Source organism: Phaeobacter sp. G2, from assembly GCA_025163595.1.
In the GTDB taxonomy this organism is placed as follows: domain Bacteria; phylum Pseudomonadota; class Alphaproteobacteria; order Rhodobacterales; family Rhodobacteraceae; genus Pseudophaeobacter.
Map to the genome: position 1 here is coordinate 2180026 of CP104100.1, position 17546 is coordinate 2197571.

Consider the following 17546-nt stretch of genomic DNA (forward strand, 5'->3'; position numbering starts at 1 on the left):
GGGGGGGGGTTAGCTCCAGCCCTTGCGGAAAAAATGTGGTGAGGCGCCGAATTTTCGTTTGAACTGGCGGGAGAAATGGGTCGAGCTGTTAAAGCCGGAGGCCAGCGCGATTTCTGTGACGCTCATCGAGGTTTCGTTCATCAGGGCAAAGGCATGGGACAGGCGCATGTCGAAATAGACATGCATCGGGCTTTGATCCAGATAGCGCGAGAACAGGCGTTCCAGCTGGCGCCGCGAGATGTCCAGCTGTTCACATAGCTCGCCAATGGACAGCGGGTCCTCAATAGCGGATTGCATCAGTTGCAACGCGTTCAAAAGCCGCTGGTTGCGGCTGCCGATGGCCACTGCATAGTTGGATTTCTGGGGTGTCGCCTGGCCACCAGAGCGCACATGCAGGCACATATCGGCGACGATAATCGCCAATTGTTTGCCATGACGGGCTTCGATCAAGTTGAGCATCAGATCAGTGGCCGCATTGCCGCCGCCACAGGTCATCAGGGCGCCGCTGATCTCAAAGGTGTTGGCCGAGGGCGTAAGGTCCGGGAAACTCTCCTGAAAACCGGGTTGGTTTTCCCAGTGCAGGGTAAAGGCCTGATCGCGGATCAACCCGGCCTGGGCCAGGGCAAAGGCACCGGTGCAGATGCCGCCAATTGCGCGGCCAAACCGGCTTTCGCGACGCAGCCAGTTCAGGGTGGCATCGCCTGCGGTCGACTGGGGCTCGACCCCGGAACAGACAAACCCCAACGCCTCCGAGGTCATCGGCTGCAGCGCCATATCCGGTGTCACCATCATGCCATTGGAGCAGCGGATAGGGGCGCCGTCCTCGGTGAGGATGTACCAGCGATACAGTTTGGAGTTGGTGACTTGATTGGCAATGCGCAGAGGTTCGATTGCAGCGGCAACCGCCAGCATTGTGGCTTTGGGCAACAACAGAAAATAAAAATCCTGCGGTGCGCCTGAATGGGGAACTGCCAGGGTGGCGGATGCACCTTTTTGAACAAAATTGTCTTCTGTCATGGCAATGTCCTGGTCCAAAAGGCAGTGATAGCCGCTATGGCAAGAGCGGATTTGGCAAAAACATATCCAAAATGCCGGATTTTGCGACATCCTGAATGGGCGGCACCTTTGACCTATCCTGCACTGCATGTACTGTGCCGTGGCAACTGAAGGCCCTGAAATAGCGACAGCGTTAAGATGTTTTGCGACGCCTGTGCCACAGGTCTGCCTTCATTGGGGGGTAGATCGGGAGCTGGGCGGTAAAAACAAAAGCGACCTCTTGCAGGCCCCAGAGGGCGATACTAAGACTCAGGTAACACTCTGTCTGGTATGGTGCCGGACAGTACACAACGCAGGCAGGTTCGCATGATTGATCCCAGAGAAACTTATATGAATACCCTCGTACCTATGGTGGTCGAACAGACCAGCCGGGGTGAGCGGGCCTACGATATCTTTTCACGCCTGCTGAAAGAGCGGATTATCTTTCTCAACGGTCCGGTGCATGACGGCATGTCTTCGCTGATCGTGGCGCAGCTGTTGCACCTTGAGGCCGAGAATCCCTCCAAGGAAATCTCGATGTATATCAACTCCCCCGGCGGTGTTGTGACCTCGGGGCTGTCGATCTACGACACAATGCAGTATATCAAACCCAAGGTTTCGACCCTGGTTATCGGCCAGGCGGCCTCAATGGGATCGCTGCTGCTGACCGCAGGTGAGGCTGGCATGCGGTTTTCGCTGCCCAATTCCCGGGTTATGGTGCACCAGCCCTCTGGTGGGTTCCAGGGCCAGGCTACGGATATCATGATCCATGCCGAAGAGACCCTGAAGCTGAAGCGTCGTCTGAACGAGATCTACGTCAAGCACACCGGCCAGGAGCTGGACAAGGTTGAAGCGGCGCTGGAGCGGGACAACTTCATGGATCCCGAAGAGGCCAAGGCCTTTGGTCTGATTGATGAGATCGTTGAAAACCGCGCCAAGGGTGACGACGAGGAGAGCTGAGGCTCGCCTTTCTAATACAACATGTGCTCCGGTTTTTACGGAGCACATATTTTGACATTGTGGCCGCCGATGGGCTGTCATAAGCTGACTGATAGGCGCGGCATCCGGAGAAACCGGCGCTGCGAGCGGACTGAAAGGTAGACCATGGCGACGAATTCGAGTGGCGACAGCAAGAACACGCTTTACTGCAGCTTCTGTGGCAAAAGCCAACATGAGGTACGTAAACTGATTGCGGGCCCCACCGTGTTCATCTGCGACGAATGCGTTGAACTCTGCATGGATATCATCCGTGAAGAAACCAAGGCCTCTGGTCTGAAGGCCACCGATGGTGTGCCGAGCCCCAAGGATATCTGCGAAGTTCTGGATGACTATGTGATTGGTCAGGCCATGGCGAAAAAGGTGCTCTCGGTGGCGGTGCACAACCACTACAAGCGCCTGAACCATTCGCAAAAGGCTGGCAATGACATCGAGCTGGCAAAATCCAACATCCTGCTGATCGGTCCCACCGGTTGCGGTAAGACGCTGCTGGCCCAGACCCTGGCGCGGATTCTGGATGTGCCCTTTACCATGGCCGATGCCACCACATTGACCGAAGCCGGCTATGTGGGCGAGGATGTTGAGAACATCATTCTGAAGCTGTTGCAGGCCAGCGAATATAACGTCGAGCGGGCGCAGCGCGGCATCGTCTATATTGACGAAGTCGACAAGATCACCCGTAAGTCGGAAAACCCGTCTATCACCCGCGATGTATCGGGCGAAGGCGTGCAGCAGGCGCTGTTGAAGCTGATGGAAGGCACTGTAGCTTCGGTACCGCCGCAGGGCGGCCGTAAGCATCCGCAGCAGGAATTCCTGCAGGTGGACACCACCAATATTCTGTTCATCTGCGGCGGTGCTTTTGCCGGTCTTGACCGGATCATCGCGCAGCGCGGCAAGGGCTCTGCCATGGGCTTTGGCGCCGATGTGCGCAACAATGATGACCGCGGTGTCGGGGAGATCTTCCAGGAGCTGGAGCCAGAAGATCTGCTGAAATTTGGTCTGATCCCGGAATTTGTGGGTCGTCTGCCGGTTCTGGCAACGCTGGAAGATCTGGATGAAGACGCGCTGGTCACAATCCTGACCAAGCCAAAGAACGCGCTGGTGAAACAGTACCAACGCCTGTTTGAGCTGGAAGAGACCGAGCTGGACTTTACCGAGGAGGCGCTGAGCGCCATCGCCAAACGGGCGATCGAACGTAAAACCGGTGCCCGGGGGCTGCGCTCTATCCTAGAGGATCTGCTGCTGGAAACCATGTTCGAGCTGCCCGGGATGGAGAGCGTCACCAAGGTGGTGGTCAATGAAGAGGCGGTCACTTCTGATGCGCAGCCTTTGATGATCCATACGGATAATGAGGCGGAAAAAGAGCCGGCCTCGGCGAGTTAAGCGATTGATATCGGGATGTAGATGCATCCCCTTTGGAATGGCCGATGTTTAAAAACATTGGCCATTTTTGTTTTGTAGCGGGCGGTTCACAGGGGGCTTTGCGACCTGGTGCCTGTTGGGCATTCGCTCCATCAGGGTTTTGGGGCCAAATGAAAGGGATTACAGATGGCTAGGATCACGCGTATTTCGTCCGGTGGCGAATTTGAAAAAAAGGTTGGCTATTGTCGCGCCGTGGTTGCGGGCGGATTTGTGCATGTGGCTGGCACCGTGGGCCAGGGCGCCGATGTGGTGAGCCAATGCCAGTCCGCTTTGGACATCATCGCCAATGCCCTGGAAGAGGCAGGGGTTGGATTCTCCGATGTGGTGCGGGTGAATTACTACCTGCCTGACCGGCGGGAGTTTGAGGCCTGTTGGCCGATACTGGCAGAGGTCTTTGGCGACAATCCACCGGCGGCCACGATGATTGAATGTGGCTTGATCGACCCGAAATACCGCATCGAGATCGAAGTGACCGCTTTGGCGCCGGGCGCCAGTTAACGGGGATCCGGCAGGCGTGGGATCGGACGTTCGGTGATTTCGCCGTTATGATTGATGGCGTCATCGCGGCGCCATTCTTCGTAGAGATGTACGAGGTGTTCCATTGTTTTGGGATCGTTCTGGCGCAGCTCGGCAATCATGATACGCGCATCATCCACCAGATTGCACATGATCCCTCGAATAGAGGCCTTAAGCAGGTCTTTGTCCAGATCCTGTTGGGCGATGCCAACCGCAAGGAATTCATAGTAGTTCAGCATCTGCTGCAGCGCATCAGCCCCGTCCCTAAGCGCTGCGGCGCGCGCTTCATCCTGGGGGGAGCAGCCTGTTGCTGTTCGCGCGGCGCGCCAGTCGGCCAGGGTGATGTCCTGATCGACAGGAAAGGCCAGTTTGCGCTGGGTGTTCGTCCGTTGGAAGTATTCCGAAAGCCGGGTTTCAAACAGGATGGTGATGGTGTGCTGCTTGCGCTGCGCCAGCCGGGTGGCCTTGGTGGAGCGGCGATAGGTCCAGAGGGCGACCAAAAGGCCCAGGACTGCGGTCAGTGTGGCGGCAGCAATGCCAAACAGCGTGACCAGAATTTTGTAATCTTCGGAAGGTTGATCGGGAATATGGCGCAGCAACGCCTGGAATTCCCCAGTGATGAGAAAGGTGGACAAGGCTGCAAAGACCAGAATCACCGACGCTGCCAGAACTGCGGTGGCGGTCACAAAAATTACCTGTAAGGATCTACCCAAAGAAAAAAGGCCCCAAAGACCAAGGTGTTGAGATAATTTTGGGGCGATCAGCCGTTACCAAAACCTTCGCGCATCATTGGTCTGTTTCCTTCTGTATCATTTCTGATTGGGTATAGAGCAATCCTATACCATATGGAGGCGCCGGGCCAAGCCCTGATCCTGTGGCGGCGTCTGCGGTCGGGACCTGCATAGCGGCCGCATGATGAGGAACCGTCGCTGTCTGAGCCTGTCACCATGGTGTTCACATGGGGTTAAGCCTGCGTATTGCAAGGGGGCATCTACCAATGCTTAAGGCTCTTGCAGTAGCCTGTGCCAAAACCTGCCGGGGCTGGCCTTGCACATCGCAAGCCACTGGACCTTGGCGGGAAACTGCGTCATACGGATAGGGAAATCTTCGGAGGCATTCATGGGAATTCTGAACACTCTTTTACGCGCTGTGACCTGGTGGAACGGTCAGACGCTGAATACCCAGATCTTTACCGCCCGCAAGGGGATCAAGGTGGGAGAGGATGACCAGGGCAATGTGTTCTACCGCAATGCCGATGACAGCCGTCGCTGGGTCATTTTCAACGGCGAAATCGAGGCCTCGCGCATTGGCGCTGATTGGCATGGCTGGCTGCACCGCACCTTTGATGAGCTGCCCAGCAAAAAGCCACTTGTTCACAAGGTCTGGGAAAAGCCGCATCAGGAAAACCTGACAGGTACATTGCAGGCCTATGCACCGGCCGGGTCGATCCGCAGTGGCGCCAGCCCCGCATCGCGCAGCGATTACGAGGCATGGGTGCCGGAATAGGGCCTGATCCCAGGACCTCCGATCGCATATATCACTGGACCCAAGGGCGGAACGCTCTTTGGTCCTTTCCTCTTTTTGACCCATAGATCTAGGCAGACACGCTATGTCGCATAACACAACTGAAGTTCTGACAGGCGGGCTGGTTCTGGCAGCGGCCATTGGTTTTGCTGTCTATGCAGGGCAGGTCGCCGGGCTGTCTAGCGCGGGCAGCGGCTATGAGCTCACGGCCTCTTTTCGATCGCTGGAAGGCGTTGGCGTCGGCACCGATGTACGCCTTGCCGGGGTTAAGATCGGCACCGTTACCGGGGTGGATCTGAACGCGGAAACCTTTCGGGCGGATACCAGATTTTCGGTTCTTGAGGGCATTCAGGTCCCGGATGACAGTTCGGTGATCATCTCATCCGAAGGTTTGTTGGGCGGCAACTTTGTCGAGGTGATGCCCGGGGGATCACCCTACAATTTTGAACCGGGAGACGAGGTTCTGGACACCCAGGGGGCGGTCAGTCTGATTTCCCTGTTGGTGAAGTTTGTGTCTGGCAGCGGGGGGGACTCGTGATTTTGGGACGCGCATTTTCCGGCCTGTCTGACGCCTTGCGGGCAATGCCCCTTGCCTTTGGCCTTCTGGCGCTCGGGCTCAGCACCACTGTCGCCCCAAGCACGCTGTTTGCTCAGGAGCCTGCAGAGCGTGGAGTGGCGGCCATTTTACGCGGGCTGGATAAGGTCAACGGCCATCACGCCGACATTGAAGTCCAGGTCGGGGGCAGCGCCGAGATCTATGGGTTGATTGTCACTCTGGCCGAGTGTCGCTATCCGGTGGCCAACCCAACCGGGGATGCCTATGCCTATCTCACCATCCGGGATCCGCTGAGTGGCGAAGTCTTTTTTGACGGCTGGATGATTGCCTCCAGCCCGGCGCTGTCGGCCCTGGATCACGCCCGCTATGATGTCTGGGTCATCCGCTGCAACAGCAGCGCGGGCGAGGGCAGCTGAGGCGCCTCAAAATCCGCGTCGTGTTCCAACGCCTGTTGCAGGCGCGCCTTATAGGCGGCGCGGCTGATTTCTATTGCGCCCAGCGAGGCCAGATGCGGCGTCAGGAACTGAGTGTCGCAGAGCTGAAACCCGGCTTGGCGCAACCGATCCATCAGATAGGCCAGGGCAATTTTTGAGGTGTCGCGTTGGCGCGAGAACATGCTCTCGCCAAAAAAGCCCCCCCCCAGAGAGACGCCATAGACGCCGCCAACCAGGTTGCCCTCTTGATCCCAGACCTCAAGCGAATGGGCATGTCCCATGGCGTGAAGATCTTGGTAGCGGGCAAAAATTTCGCCATTGATCCAAGTCTCTGCCCTGTCGGCGCAGGCGTCGACCACCTGGTCAAAGGCGCGGTTCACAGAAATATCATAGGCGTTGCGGCGAATGGTTTTGGCCAGCGAGCGCGAGATATGGAAATCATCAATGGGAAAGATGCCGCGGCGTTTGGGATCGACCCAAAAAATCTCATCATCTTCGCGGTGCTCGGCCATCGGAAAAACACCGACAGAATAGGCATGCAGCAAAAGATCCGGGGTGAGGCTCATCAATCTGCCTGGACAACGAGTGGGGACAGGGAAACGGGGCTGCGAAACGGGGCAGGGCGGTTGGTGTCACTGCCAGAGCGGCAGTTAGAAATTGGGGCGCTCCGCTATGGAAACGCCCCAATCCAGTAGGAGGCTTACTTACCCCCGAGATTTTCTTCCAGCCAGTGTTCCAGCCAGTGAATGCCGTAGTCGCCAGATTGCACATCGGGCTCTTGCAGCAGAGCATCGAACAGCGGCACGGTGGTGTCGATGCCATCCACGATCAGCTCCCCCAGGGCGCGGCTCAGACGCGCCAGGGCTTCGGGACGGTCGCGGCCATGCACGATCAGCTTGCCAATCAGGCTGTCGTAATAGGGCGGGATCGAATAGCCATCATAAAGCGCCGAATCCATCCGCACGCCCAGACCACCGGGGGCATGGTACGCGGTGATTTTACCTGGGCACGGAGAGAAGTTCGGCAGTTTTTCAGCATTGATCCGCACCTCAATTGCATGGCCGTTGATCTGCAAATCGTCCTGGGTAAAGGAGAGCGGCAGACCTTCTGCAACGCGGATTTGTTCGCGCACCAGATCAACACCAAAAATGGCCTCGGTGACCGGGTGTTCCACCTGCAAACGAGTGTTCATCTCGATGAAATAGAACTCGCCGTCCTCATAGAGAAATTCAACGGTGCCAGCCCCGGAATAGGACATGGCGCCAACCGCATCGGCGCAGATTTTGCCAATGCGCGCACGCTCTTCAGGGCTGATCGAGGGGCCGGGGGCTTCCTCGAACACTTTCTGGTGGCGGCGTTGCAGCGAACAGTCGCGCTCTGCCAGATGAACGCCGTTGCCTTTGCCATCGCCAAAGACCTGCACTTCGATGTGACGCGGCTTCTGGAGGTACTTCTCCATATAGACTTCGTCATTGCCAAAGGCGGCTTTCGCTTCTGAGCGGGCGGTGGAGAAGGCCACATCAATATCAGCCGCCGAGGTGGCAACCTTCATGCCGCGGCCGCCACCACCTGCGGTGGCCTTGATGATCACAGGGTAGCCCATGTCGGCAGCAGCCTTGCGGGCGCTTTCCACATCGGGCACGCCGCCTTCAGAGCCGGGAACCACGGGGATCCCCAGGGCCTTGGCGGTCTCTTTGGCGGTGATCTTGTCGCCCATGGTGCGGATATCGGCGGCCGAGGGGCCAATGAAGGTCAGCCCGTGGTCTTCGATGATCTGCACAAAGTTGGCGTTTTCCGACAAAAAGCCATAGCCGGGATGCACCGCCTGCGCGCCGGTGATCTCACAGGCCGAGATAATGGCCGGGATCGACAGGTAGCTTTGCGCGCCAGAGGGCGGTCCGATACAGACGGATTCGTCAGCCATGCGCACATGCATCGCATCGGCATCTGCGGTGGAATGCACCGCAACCGATTTGATGCCCATCTCGCGGCAGGCCCGGATCACGCGCAGCGCAATCTCTCCGCGGTTGGCAATCAGGATCTTGTCAAACATGGGCTGCCCTTACTCGATGATGGCCAGCGGAGATCCAAATTCGACGGCAGCGCCATCTTCAACCAGGATGCGCTTGACGGTACCGGATTTTGGCGCCGGGATATGGTTCATGGTTTTCATCGCTTCTACGATCAAAATGGTGTCGCCCTCATTGACCTGTTTGCCAACAGCGATAAAGGCAGGCGCACCGGGTTCTGCCTGCAAATACACGGTGCCAACCATCGGCGAGGTAACGGCGCCGGGGTGGCTGGCCGGATCCTCGGCTGCTGGGGCTGTGGCTGCGGGAGCCGCTGCTGCAGCGACGGGGGCGGCGGCCACAGGCGCGGCCACCTGTACAGGGGCTGCTGGCGCGGCGATGGCCTGGCGCGATACGCGCACATTCAGGCTGTCGTCTTCGCTATAGTCGCGTTTGACCTCCAGTTCGGTCAGGTCGTTGTCGCGCAGCAATTCGGCCAGTGCCTTGATGAATGCCACATCTGCTTCGTGCGTTTTGTTTGTCATTGTGTCCTCAGCCGGTTCCGACAGATCTGCCACAGGTTTGCCACTTGGGCAGCCTGGAAATTAACAGCGCTTATAGGGGAAGCTTTACCACAAGGAAAGCACTGTCGATTACAGTGATAAAATGGGCAGGCTTGCCGGGATTCGCAATCGCTGAGCCAAAGTTTTCATCACCGACCGTCAGTTACAGCGGCATGCCGCCCAGCTTTGCCACCAGTTCTGGCAGCTTGCGGGCGTTGAATTTCTGCAAGAGATGGGCACGATGGGTTTCAATCGTGCGATAGGACAGGTCCAGCTTCAGGCCGATTTCCTTGGCCGAAAGCCCCTTGCAGGTGAGGATCGCCACCTCGCGTTCACGCGGGGTGAGGCTGACCACCGGCCGATCCTCTGAGATATCGGCAAAGGACCAGATGCCGGTGCGAAACGGATCCTCTGGGCTGATGGAGCGCCCCCGCACCCGACACCAGAACAATTCGCCAGAGTGGCGACGCATGATGCGTTCATCATTGTAAAGCCCGGTTTTGGCGCCTTCGTCTTGCTGCAGCAGTTGACCAATGCGGTGGTAATCTTCCTGGCTGGGATACAGCTCGGCAATCAATACATCGGCGTGATCCGCAGGGGTGCCGCCAAAGGTGACGGCAAACTGCTGGTTACACCGTTTGATCACACGGTTTTCCAAAACGGCGAGCCCCACAGGGGCATGGTCAAAGGCAATATCGCTCATGCCTCCTATTAACCGGGTATTTTTGCGGAATTGAAGGGGAAGCTGCACCATGGAAGGGTGTTTTTGACAGGTTCTTTGTCGCAAGGCTCCGGGGAGGGAGCAAAAGAGCCGACCATTCAGGAGGAGATCAGGCGATGAATATCGCGCAATGGCTGTATCGGCAGGCGCAGGCAGAGGGCGACCGTCCGGCGCTTTACCTGGGGCAGGATCTGGTGGCCAACTATCAGAGCTTCCATCACAAAGCCGCCGCACTTGCGGGGTGGCTGGTGGCGCAGGGTGTGCAGCCCGGCGATCGGATCGCCCTGTTTATGAAGAACTGCCCGGACTATCTGATCTCGCTTTATGGCATTTGGTATGCCGGCGCTGCGGCGGTGCCAATCAACGCCAAGCTGCACGGCCGTGAGGCGCAGTATATTCTGCAGGATTCCGGGGCGCGGATGGTTATTGTCTCAGCTGGACTGGACAGCGCCCTGGCGGAAGTCGGGGTTGAAACACCGGTGGTGTCGATCGCGGCTGATCGCTATCGGCAGGCTATGGGCTGTGCACCCGTTGCTGAGCCCGTGCAGCGGCATCCACAGGATCTGGCCTGGCTGTTTTATACCTCTGGCACCACGGGTCAGCCCAAGGGGGTGCAGATCACCCATCGCATGCTGGTGGCGGTCTCGCTGAGCTATTTTGCCGATGTGGATGCGGCCACGGGTGCTGATCAGATCCTTTATGCGGCCCCGATGAGCCACGGCGCAGGGCTGTATAATATGCTGCATGTTCTGGTTGGGGCGGCCCATGTCTGCCCGGTGTCAGGCGGCTTTGACGAGGCAGAGATCTTTGATCTGGCGGAACATTTTGGCCGGGTGCAGATCTTCGCGGCCCCCACCATGGTGACGCGGATGACCGCAGTGGCCAAGGCGCAGGGGCGCAGTGGCACCGGGCTGCGCAGCGTCGTCTATGCGGGGGGGCCAATGTATCTGGCCGACATCATCGAGGCCGAGGCGCATTTTGGCCCGATCTTTATTCAGATCTACGGTCAGGGCGAATGTCCGATGGGCATTACCGCGCTGAAACGGGCCGAGGTCAGCGACCGCAGCCATCCCGACTGGAAACTGCGCCTTGCAGGGGTAGGGCGCGCCCAAAGCGGTGTCGAATTGCGTATTGGCACCCCAGAGGGGCAGCCGCTGCCAGCGGGAGAGCTGGGCGAAATCATGGTGCGCGGCGATGCGGTGATGCCGGGGTATTGGAACAACCCGCAGGCCACCGCGCAGACCCTAAAGGACGGCTGGCTGATGACCGGCGATATGGGAGTTATGGACACGGCCGGCTATCTGACTTTGCAAGACCGCTCCAAGGATCTGATCATTTCCGGTGGCTCAAACATCTATCCGCGCGAGGTCGAGGAGGTGCTGCTGACCCACCCCCAGGTGCAGGAGGTCTCTGTGGTGGGGCGGCCCCATGCGGATTGGGGCGAAGAGGTGGTGGCCTTTGTGGTGGGAGAGGTGGCGGAGGCCGATCTGGACGCCCTGTGCCGCGACCAGATTGCCCGCTTCAAATGCCCCAAGGCCTATGTCTTTGTTCCCGAGCTGCCCAAGAACAACTACGGCAAGGTGTTGAAAACCGAATTGCGGGCGCGATTGCTGTAAAGCCCTTGCTAAAGACCATCGGCACCTAGGCTCAGCCGGGGGACCTGCCTTGCAAATATGCCAAAGTTGTCTAATGTCTCGGTATGGTTGTTGGGATCTTTCCATTTTCACCTTGAGGGGTATTATTATGAAGCTACTTCTTTCGCTTTGCGTTCCTGCTGCGATCTTGAGCACTGCCGCTTTGGCTGGGAGCTCATTTCAGAACACCTGTTCAAATTTCCAATTTTCCTATCTGGGCAATGACGCGGGTATTACCGCAACCTGTCTGACCAGCAATGGCGACGCCAACCAGACGAGCATTGTCATCCGTGGGATATCCAATCAAAATGGTATTTTAACCCAGGATGGGGCTCCGAGCTCGTTCCAGAAAAGCTGTGGCAACATTGGGCTGTGGAGTGACCTCAGATCGGTGACGCTGACGGCGAACTGCCGCGCCCCGAATGGCGAATTCATTGAAACCTCAATCGAAATTGATGGCATCTCCAATCAAGATGGGGTTCTGAGCTACTAACGCTCTCTACACAGTCCACAAATTTAAAGGCGGTACCCTGTGCCGCCTTTAAATTTGTGCCGCCTGTATATTTCCTGTGAAGCAACAAAAGGAAAGACCGGCCCCCCAGAGGGAGGCCGGTCAGAGTGGTATTGCCTGGGCTTTTGGGCCTGAGCAACGGGGAGTGGCCCGGAAATCAGATCGCCAGATATTCCGCCCGCAGCTCGGCGTTTTCCAGAACCTCGGCGGCGGTGCCGTCAAAGACGATGCCACCAGTGTCCAGGATCACTGCACGATCCGCCAGTTCCAGCGCCCGCACAGCGTTTTGTTCCACCAGAATGGTGGTCATGCCCTGTTCCTTGACGTGGATGAGGGTCTTTTCGATCTCATCCACAATCACCGGCGCCAGGCCTTCATAGGGTTCATCCAGCAGCAGCACCTTGATGTCCCGCGCCAGAGCACGGGCGATGGCCAGCATCTGCTGTTCGCCGCCTGACAGGGTCACGCCCTCTTGCTTGCGACGTTCGCCCAGACGCGGGAACAGATCATAAAGCCGTTCGATCGACCAGCCGATGGGCGGGGCAATCTGCGCCAGTTGCAGGTTTTCCTCGACGGTGAGGCCGGCAATGATGCGGCGATCTTCGGGCACCAGGCCCAGACCCGCGGCTGCGGCCTCGTGGCTTTCCATCAGGTGCAGTGGCTGGTGATCCAGCCAGATCTCCCCCTGGGTCACCATCGGCGAGCCGGTACGGGCGATGGAGCGCAGGGTCGAGGTCTTGCCCGCGCCGTTGCGGCCCAGCAGTGCCAGGATTTCGCCCTCGTGGACGTTAAAGTTGATGCCCTGCACGATATAGCTTTCGCCATAATAGGCATGCATGTCCCAGACCGACAGAAAGGCCGGCGCGGTGGTTGCCGCATTGGCGTTCTTGGAAAAGTCGGGTTTGACGTTCATCTGTCTTGTCCTTTCTTACTCTGACCCATCCTGACGCGGGGTTGCCGCGCAGCAGGAGGGGCCGGGAGTGTCCGTTTTTACGCCGACTCGCCGAGATAGGCTTCGCGCACTTTTGGATTGCCACGGATGTTTTGGGGATCATCCTCGACCAGGGGCGTGCCCTGGGCCAGAACGGTGATCCGATCCGCAAGAGAAAACACCACATGCATGTCGTGCTCGATAATGGCGATGGTGATGTCGCGCTGTTCCTTGATCTCTTTCAACAGATCAATGGTGTTGTTGGTATCCGCCCGCGCCATCCCCGCGGTGGGTTCATCCAGCAGCAACAGACGCGGCTCTTGCGACAGGCACATGCCGATCTCAAGACGGCGTTTGTCCCCCCGCGACAGCGAGGCAGAATGCATGTGGCGCTTGTCTGCCATATTCATTTCTACCAGCATGGCTTCGGCCTTTTCCAGCACGTCGGTTTCACTGGGAACCGAGGTGATCGCATTCAGGGAAAAGGCGCCATCCCGTTTGGCAAAGCAGGGGATCAACATGTTTTCCAGCACCGTGAGATCGCCAAATATTTCAGGCGTTTGAAAGACGCGGCTGATGCCCATTTGGTTGATCTCATAGGGTTTGCGCCCCAGCACCGACTGGCCGTCGAACATCACCGATCCGGTATCAGGGATCAGTTTGCCCACCAGACAGTTCAGCAGGGTGGATTTGCCCGCGCCATTGGGTCCGATAATGGCGTGGACGGTGTTTTCCTTGACGCTGAGATTGACATCTCCCAGCGCTTGCAGGCCACCAAAGCGTTTGCCTACGTTTTTGACTTCAAGAATACCCATCAATCCGTCTCCTTATTCCGCAGGGGTTTTTGTGGCTGAGCTGGAGTCGTCTTTATCTTTACGACCCTTCACCCATTTGGCGATACGTTGACCACCCTCAACCAGGCCACCAGGCAGGAACACCACAACCAGCATGAACAGGATGCCCAGGGTCAGGTGCCAGCCCTTGCCGATAAAGGGGTGCACGATGAAGACCACAAAGTCCTCCAGCCCGTCTGGCATAAAGTTGAACCAGTTGTGCAGCACGGTGTCGTTGATCTTGGAGAAGATGTTTTCAAAGTACTTGATGAAGCCCGCGCCCAGAACCGGGCCGATCAGCGTGCCGGCACCGCCGAGGATGGTCATCAGAACAACCTCGCCCGAGGCGGTCCACTGCATCCGTTCCGCACCAGCCAGAGGATCCATCGAGGCCATCAGGCCACCGGCCAGACCCGCATACATGCCGGAGATTACAAAGGCCGCCAATGTGTAGGGTTTGGTGTTGAGACCGGTGTAGTTCATCCGCTGCTGGTTCGACTTCACCGCCCGCAGCATCATGCCAAAGGGCGAGCGGAAGATGCGGATCGACAGGTAGAAGGCGGCCAGCAGCACCAGCGCACAGAGGTAGTATCCGGCGTTGAACTGGAAGGCCCAGGGGCCAACAACCATCTCAAAGGTCGAACGCATTTCCAGACCAAACAGGCTGGTCACCGGGATTGAGCCATCAGCCGTGGCGGAAACGCCCAGCACGCGGGGGTCATCCAGTGTCAGCTGCAGACCGGTTTCACCGTTGGTGATCGGGGTCAGCACCGAATAGGCCAGGTTGAAGGACATCTGGGCAAAGGCCAGCGTCAGGATCGAAAAGTAGATCCCCGAGCGTCTGAGCGAGACAAAGCCAATGAGCAGTGCAAACAATCCCGAGATCACCACCGCAAGCAGGATGGCTGGCACCACGTTCATGCTCAGCAGTTTGAACATCCAAACGGCAGAGTAGGAGCCGACACCCAGAAAGGCCGCGTGACCAAAGGAGAGATAGCCGGTGAGGCCAAAGAGAATATTGAAACCGATGGCAAAGATGCCAAAGATCACAAAGCGTTGCATCAGATCCGGGTAGCCCGCATTGAACTGCGCCATGGCGCTGTCAGTGGGGAAGGGATTGAGAATGAAGGGAGCACAGAGCGTCAATATAGCGACGACCAAGAGCATCCGCGTGTCTTTTTTATCAAGTCCGAACATGTGTTATTCCTCCATCACACCTTTGCGGCCCATGAGACCCCGCGGACGGGTGAGCAGAATGATGATCGCAACGACGTAGATGATGATTTGGTCAATACCGGGAAGGAAAGATTTGATCTCGTTCATCGAGGCAAAGGCCTCAAGAATACCCAGCATGAAGCCGGCCAGAACGGCACCAGGCAGCGAGCCCATACCGCCAACAACCACAACCACAAAGCTCAGCACCAGAAAGTCCATGCCCATGTGATAGTTGGGGGAGTTGATCGGGGTATACATCACCCCGGCAAGCCCGGCGACGGCAGCAGCAATGCCAAACATGATGGTAAAGCGACGGTCGATATTGATGCCCAGCAGGCCAACGGTTTCGCGGTCTGCCATGCCGGCGCGCACAACCATCCCAAAGGTGGTGAACTGCAGGAAAGAGAAGATGCCGCCGATGATGACAACCGAGAAGAAGAAGTAGACGATACGCCAGACCGGATAAAAGATTTCGGTGCCAAACAGCGCGCCGACATTCGCAACGCCGCTCAAGGCCTCGGGGGAGGCGGTTTGGATCGGGTTGGCACCGTAGAAGTATTTGATCACTTCCTGCAACACGATGGCGAGACCAAAGGTCACCAGAATCTGATCCGCGTGTTCGCGCTTGTAAAAATGCTTGATCAACCCGCGTTCCATGACAAAACCGATTAAGATCATGATCGGGATGGCAAAGATAATCGCGATGGGCACTGCCCAGTCTATTATGGCGCCCCCCATTTCGGGGCCGAACCAACTTTCCACATAGGTTGCTTTTACTTTCAGTGGGTTGCCAAGGAAATCCTTTTGGGTTTCGTCGACCACCTCATAGCTGAGGTTTAGGATACGCTGCACGGTGACAGCGCAGAAGGCACCGATCATGAACAATGCGCCATGGGCAAAGTTCACCACGCCCAGCGTGCCAAAAATGAGTGTCAGGCCTAGCGCGATCAGCGCATAGGCAGAGCCTTTGTCCAGCCCGTTTAAAATTTGCAATAGGATTGCGTCCATAGTCCCCACCCTTGGGTTCTTCGATGTGGAAGTGGTGGATTCCGACCCTGCGAGGCCTCATGCCCCGGCTTAACGGCACGCCCAAACGGCCTAGGCCGCGTCAGGTGAAACCGCGATGTCAGAATGAAGATAAAGTGCCGGGCGCTATAGCAAGCGCCCGGCGACGAGTACCTGAATTAGGCGCCCGAGTTACAGCTGCCCAATGCGCCACCGGCAAACATTGGGTGATCCGCAGGATAGGTAACCTGTGCTGCAGGTGTGACTTCAACCACTTCAAGAAGGTCAAACTCGGACGTGGGGTTTTCTTTACCACGTACGACCAGAACGTCTTTGAAGCACTGGTGATCTTCGCCACGGTACAGTGTTTTACCGTTGCCCAGACCGTCGAACTCATAATCTTCCAGCGCTTCGACCACGGCGCATGGGTTAAAGGAACCGGCGCGCTGAACCGCATCTGCATAAAGCAGTGTCTGGCAGTAAACGGTATGAGCCGCCTGGCTGGGTGGGAAGCCATATTTGGTACCAAACGAGCGCACAAAGGCCTGGCTGCCTTCGTCCTGCAGGGACCAGTGCCAGTTGGTGGAACCGTGGATGCCTTTAACGTTGGCACCAGCACCTTTGGCCATCAGACGCGAATAGAGCGGAACAACGATTTCGAAGTTCTTGCCATTCACCACCTTCTCACGCAGGCCAAACTGAACCGCGTTGGTCAGCGAGTTCACCATGTTGCCGCCGTAGTGGTTCAGAACCAGCACGTCTGCACCGGAGTTCAGAACCGGCGCAATGTAGGAAGAGAAGTCGGTGGCCGCCAGCGGCGTACGGACTTTTTCTACAGTGTTCCAGCCCAGAGCTTCGGTCGCGGCCGCGATGCTTTCTTCCTGAGTCCAGCCCCAGGTGTAGTCGGCGGTCAGGTGATAGGCGTTACGGTCGGTGCCATAGAGGTTCTTCAGCACTGGCGCCAGCGCGGCACCGGACATGTAGCCGTTAAAGAAGTGACGGAAGCCATTGGCTTTCTTATCTTTACCGGTGGTGTCGTTGGAATGTGTCAGACCCGCCATGAAGATCACGCCAGCTTCCTGGCACAGGCCCTGAACCGCGATGGCCACACCGGAGGACGAGCCACCAGTGATCATCACTGCGCCGTCTTTTTCGATCATCGACTTGGCCGAAGCACGGGCCGCATCAGATTTTGTCTGGGTGTCGCCGGTGACGAACTTGACTTCTTTGCCCAGGATACCGTTGCCCTGCAACTCTTTGGACGAGAAGGTGTTCATCATGCCACCGTCGCCGCCACCGTTCAGGTGCTCAACTGCTAGCTGATAGGCGCGCAGTTCGTCGGCGCCCTCATCGGCGTAGGGGCCGGTCTGTGGAACGTTGAAACCCAGGGTGACCGAGCTGCCGGTTGGGTCATTTGTAAATGCGGCTGCAGAAGACGCGGTGAAAATTGTTGGAAGCGCAAGGCCAGTGCCTGCGAGAGCGCCTGACTTCAGGACCCCGCGACGCGAGAATGCTGACTTGGACATAAATTCCTCCCTTATGTGTAAAACGCTGAGCAGCTCCTCACTTCTGCCCAGGCGTCTGCACGTTTTGTGCAAAATCAGTATGGGAGCGAGTTGTAAAATTGCGCAATAAAACCCT

At 57.6% G+C, this 17546-nt stretch carries 19 protein-coding genes; 8 read left to right on the top strand and 11 right to left on the bottom strand.

Features of this window, described 5'->3' with window-relative positions; translation table 11 throughout:
- Window positions 1-9: 9 nt before the first annotated feature.
- Window positions 10-1017, bottom strand: coding sequence for a GlxA family transcriptional regulator (locus N1037_10370; protein ID UWS77707.1), 1008 nt, complete (start codon window positions 1015-1017; stop codon window positions 10-12).
- Between the two features lie 345 nt (window positions 1018-1362).
- Between N1037_10370 and N1037_10375 the strand changes: the two genes are divergently transcribed.
- From N1037_10375 to N1037_10385, 3 genes are all read left to right on the top strand, one after another.
- Window positions 1363-1995, top strand: coding sequence for an ATP-dependent Clp protease proteolytic subunit (locus tag N1037_10375; protein ID UWS77708.1), 633 nt, complete (start codon window positions 1363-1365; stop codon window positions 1993-1995).
- 144 nt (window positions 1996-2139) lie between these two features.
- Entirely contained in the window at window positions 2140-3414 is a 1275-nt protein-coding gene (gene clpX, locus N1037_10380; GenBank protein ID UWS77709.1) for an ATP-dependent Clp protease ATP-binding subunit ClpX, read from the top strand.
- 165 nt (window positions 3415-3579) lie between these two features.
- Window positions 3580-3951 carry a RidA family protein gene (locus tag N1037_10385; GenBank protein ID UWS77710.1) on the top strand — a complete coding sequence of 124 codons (372 nt, stop codon included), beginning with the start codon at window positions 3580-3582 and terminating at the stop codon, window positions 3949-3951.
- On the opposite strand, the gene N1037_10390 is transcribed toward N1037_10385, so the two are convergent.
- The gene (locus N1037_10390; protein ID UWS77711.1) at window positions 3948-4655 is read right to left on the bottom strand and encodes a DUF4760 domain-containing protein; all 708 of its coding nucleotides are present in this window, start codon (window positions 4653-4655) and stop codon (window positions 3948-3950) included. The genes N1037_10385 and N1037_10390 overlap by 4 nt on opposite strands.
- 433 nt (window positions 4656-5088) lie before the next feature.
- On the opposite strand from N1037_10390, the gene N1037_10395 reads away from it, so the two are divergent.
- The 3 genes from N1037_10395 (at window position 5089) to N1037_10405 (ending at window position 6465) form a co-directional block, all read left to right on the top strand.
- Window positions 5089-5475 (top strand): NADH:ubiquinone oxidoreductase subunit NDUFA12, encoded by a 387-nt coding sequence (locus tag N1037_10395; protein UWS77712.1) that lies wholly within the window; start codon window positions 5089-5091, stop codon window positions 5473-5475.
- A gap of 103 nt (window positions 5476-5578) precedes the next feature.
- A complete protein-coding gene (gene mlaD / locus N1037_10400; protein UWS77713.1) occupies window positions 5579-6031 on the top strand; it encodes an outer membrane lipid asymmetry maintenance protein MlaD in 453 nt (150 codons plus the stop codon).
- A gap of 44 nt (window positions 6032-6075) precedes the next feature.
- Window positions 6076-6465 carry a DUF2155 domain-containing protein gene (locus N1037_10405; protein ID UWS81350.1) on the top strand — a complete coding sequence of 130 codons (390 nt, stop codon included), beginning with the start codon at window positions 6076-6078 and terminating at the stop codon, window positions 6463-6465.
- On the opposite strand, the gene aat is transcribed toward N1037_10405, so the two are convergent.
- The 4 genes from aat to N1037_10425 all read right to left on the bottom strand — a co-directional run bounded on the left by aat (window position 6414) and on the right by N1037_10425 (window position 9758).
- A complete protein-coding gene (aat, locus tag N1037_10410; GenBank protein ID UWS77714.1) occupies window positions 6414-7049 on the bottom strand; it encodes a leucyl/phenylalanyl-tRNA--protein transferase in 636 nt (211 codons plus the stop codon). The genes N1037_10405 and aat overlap by 52 nt on opposite strands.
- Before the next feature lie 134 nt (window positions 7050-7183).
- Window positions 7184-8536 (bottom strand): acetyl-CoA carboxylase biotin carboxylase subunit, encoded by a 1353-nt coding sequence (gene accC, locus N1037_10415; GenBank protein UWS77715.1) that lies wholly within the window; start codon window positions 8534-8536, stop codon window positions 7184-7186.
- Between the two features lie 9 nt (window positions 8537-8545).
- Entirely contained in the window at window positions 8546-9037 is a 492-nt protein-coding gene (gene accB / locus N1037_10420) for an acetyl-CoA carboxylase biotin carboxyl carrier protein (GenBank protein ID UWS77716.1), read from the bottom strand.
- A 181-nt stretch (window positions 9038-9218) separates the two neighbouring features.
- Complete coding sequence (locus tag N1037_10425) at window positions 9219-9758, bottom strand: PAS and helix-turn-helix domain-containing protein (protein UWS77717.1); 540 nt, start codon at window positions 9756-9758, stop codon at window positions 9219-9221.
- A gap of 134 nt (window positions 9759-9892) precedes the next feature.
- Here N1037_10425 and N1037_10430 point away from each other — a divergent pair, with 134 nt between their 5' ends.
- Window positions 9893-11392: an AMP-binding protein gene (locus N1037_10430; GenBank protein ID UWS77718.1), complete on the top strand. Its 1500-nt coding sequence runs from the start codon at window positions 9893-9895 to the stop codon at window positions 11390-11392.
- Between the two features lie 127 nt (window positions 11393-11519).
- Window positions 11520-11903, top strand: coding sequence for a CVNH domain-containing protein (locus N1037_10435; GenBank protein ID UWS77719.1), 384 nt, complete (start codon window positions 11520-11522; stop codon window positions 11901-11903).
- Between the two features lie 175 nt (window positions 11904-12078).
- On the opposite strand, the gene N1037_10440 is transcribed toward N1037_10435, so the two are convergent.
- From N1037_10440 to N1037_10460, 5 genes are all read right to left on the bottom strand, one after another.
- Window positions 12079-12834, bottom strand: a complete 756-nt coding sequence (locus tag N1037_10440) for an ABC transporter ATP-binding protein (GenBank protein UWS77720.1) — start codon at window positions 12832-12834, stop codon at window positions 12079-12081.
- A gap of 77 nt (window positions 12835-12911) precedes the next feature.
- Window positions 12912-13667, bottom strand: a complete 756-nt coding sequence (locus tag N1037_10445) for an ABC transporter ATP-binding protein (protein UWS77721.1) — start codon at window positions 13665-13667, stop codon at window positions 12912-12914.
- Between the two features lie 12 nt (window positions 13668-13679).
- The gene (locus N1037_10450) at window positions 13680-14882 is read right to left on the bottom strand and encodes a branched-chain amino acid ABC transporter permease (GenBank protein UWS77722.1); all 1203 of its coding nucleotides are present in this window, start codon (window positions 14880-14882) and stop codon (window positions 13680-13682) included.
- Window positions 14883-14885: 3 nt separating this feature from the next.
- The gene (locus N1037_10455; protein ID UWS77723.1) at window positions 14886-15908 is read right to left on the bottom strand and encodes a branched-chain amino acid ABC transporter permease; all 1023 of its coding nucleotides are present in this window, start codon (window positions 15906-15908) and stop codon (window positions 14886-14888) included.
- Window positions 15909-16084: 176 nt separating this feature from the next.
- Window positions 16085-17431, bottom strand: a complete 1347-nt coding sequence (locus tag N1037_10460) for a substrate-binding protein (protein ID UWS77724.1) — start codon at window positions 17429-17431, stop codon at window positions 16085-16087.
- Window positions 17432-17546: the final 115 nt, after the last annotated feature.

What these genes read in the sequence shown, in the direction of transcription:
- N1037_10370 (UWS77707.1), bottom strand. Translation starts at nt 1,017, where the DNA reads ATGACAGAAGACAATTTTGTTCAAAAAGGTGCATCCGCCACCCTGGCA.
- N1037_10375 (UWS77708.1), top strand. Translation starts at nt 1,363, where the DNA reads ATGATTGATCCCAGAGAAACTTATATGAATACCCTCGTACCTATGGTG.
- clpX (UWS77709.1), top strand. Translation starts at nt 2,140, where the DNA reads ATGGCGACGAATTCGAGTGGCGACAGCAAGAACACGCTTTACTGCAGC.
- N1037_10385 (UWS77710.1), top strand. Translation starts at nt 3,580, where the DNA reads ATGGCTAGGATCACGCGTATTTCGTCCGGTGGCGAATTTGAAAAAAAG.
- N1037_10395 (UWS77712.1), top strand. Translation starts at nt 5,089, where the DNA reads ATGGGAATTCTGAACACTCTTTTACGCGCTGTGACCTGGTGGAACGGT.
- mlaD (UWS77713.1), top strand. Translation starts at nt 5,579, where the DNA reads ATGTCGCATAACACAACTGAAGTTCTGACAGGCGGGCTGGTTCTGGCA.
- N1037_10405 (UWS81350.1), top strand. Translation starts at nt 6,076, where the DNA reads ATGCCCCTTGCCTTTGGCCTTCTGGCGCTCGGGCTCAGCACCACTGTC.
- aat (UWS77714.1), bottom strand. Translation starts at nt 7,049, where the DNA reads ATGAGCCTCACCCCGGATCTTTTGCTGCATGCCTATTCTGTCGGTGTT.
- accC (UWS77715.1), bottom strand. Translation starts at nt 8,536, where the DNA reads ATGTTTGACAAGATCCTGATTGCCAACCGCGGAGAGATTGCGCTGCGC.
- accB (UWS77716.1), bottom strand. Translation starts at nt 9,037, where the DNA reads ATGACAAACAAAACGCACGAAGCAGATGTGGCATTCATCAAGGCACTG.
- N1037_10425 (UWS77717.1), bottom strand. Translation starts at nt 9,758, where the DNA reads ATGAGCGATATTGCCTTTGACCATGCCCCTGTGGGGCTCGCCGTTTTG.
- N1037_10430 (UWS77718.1), top strand. Translation starts at nt 9,893, where the DNA reads ATGAATATCGCGCAATGGCTGTATCGGCAGGCGCAGGCAGAGGGCGAC.
- N1037_10435 (UWS77719.1), top strand. Translation starts at nt 11,520, where the DNA reads ATGAAGCTACTTCTTTCGCTTTGCGTTCCTGCTGCGATCTTGAGCACT.
- N1037_10440 (UWS77720.1), bottom strand. Translation starts at nt 12,834, where the DNA reads ATGAACGTCAAACCCGACTTTTCCAAGAACGCCAATGCGGCAACCACC.
- N1037_10445 (UWS77721.1), bottom strand. Translation starts at nt 13,667, where the DNA reads ATGGGTATTCTTGAAGTCAAAAACGTAGGCAAACGCTTTGGTGGCCTG.
- N1037_10450 (UWS77722.1), bottom strand. Translation starts at nt 14,882, where the DNA reads ATGTTCGGACTTGATAAAAAAGACACGCGGATGCTCTTGGTCGTCGCT.
- N1037_10455 (UWS77723.1), bottom strand. Translation starts at nt 15,908, where the DNA reads ATGGACGCAATCCTATTGCAAATTTTAAACGGGCTGGACAAAGGCTCT.
- N1037_10460 (UWS77724.1), bottom strand. Translation starts at nt 17,431, where the DNA reads ATGTCCAAGTCAGCATTCTCGCGTCGCGGGGTCCTGAAGTCAGGCGCT.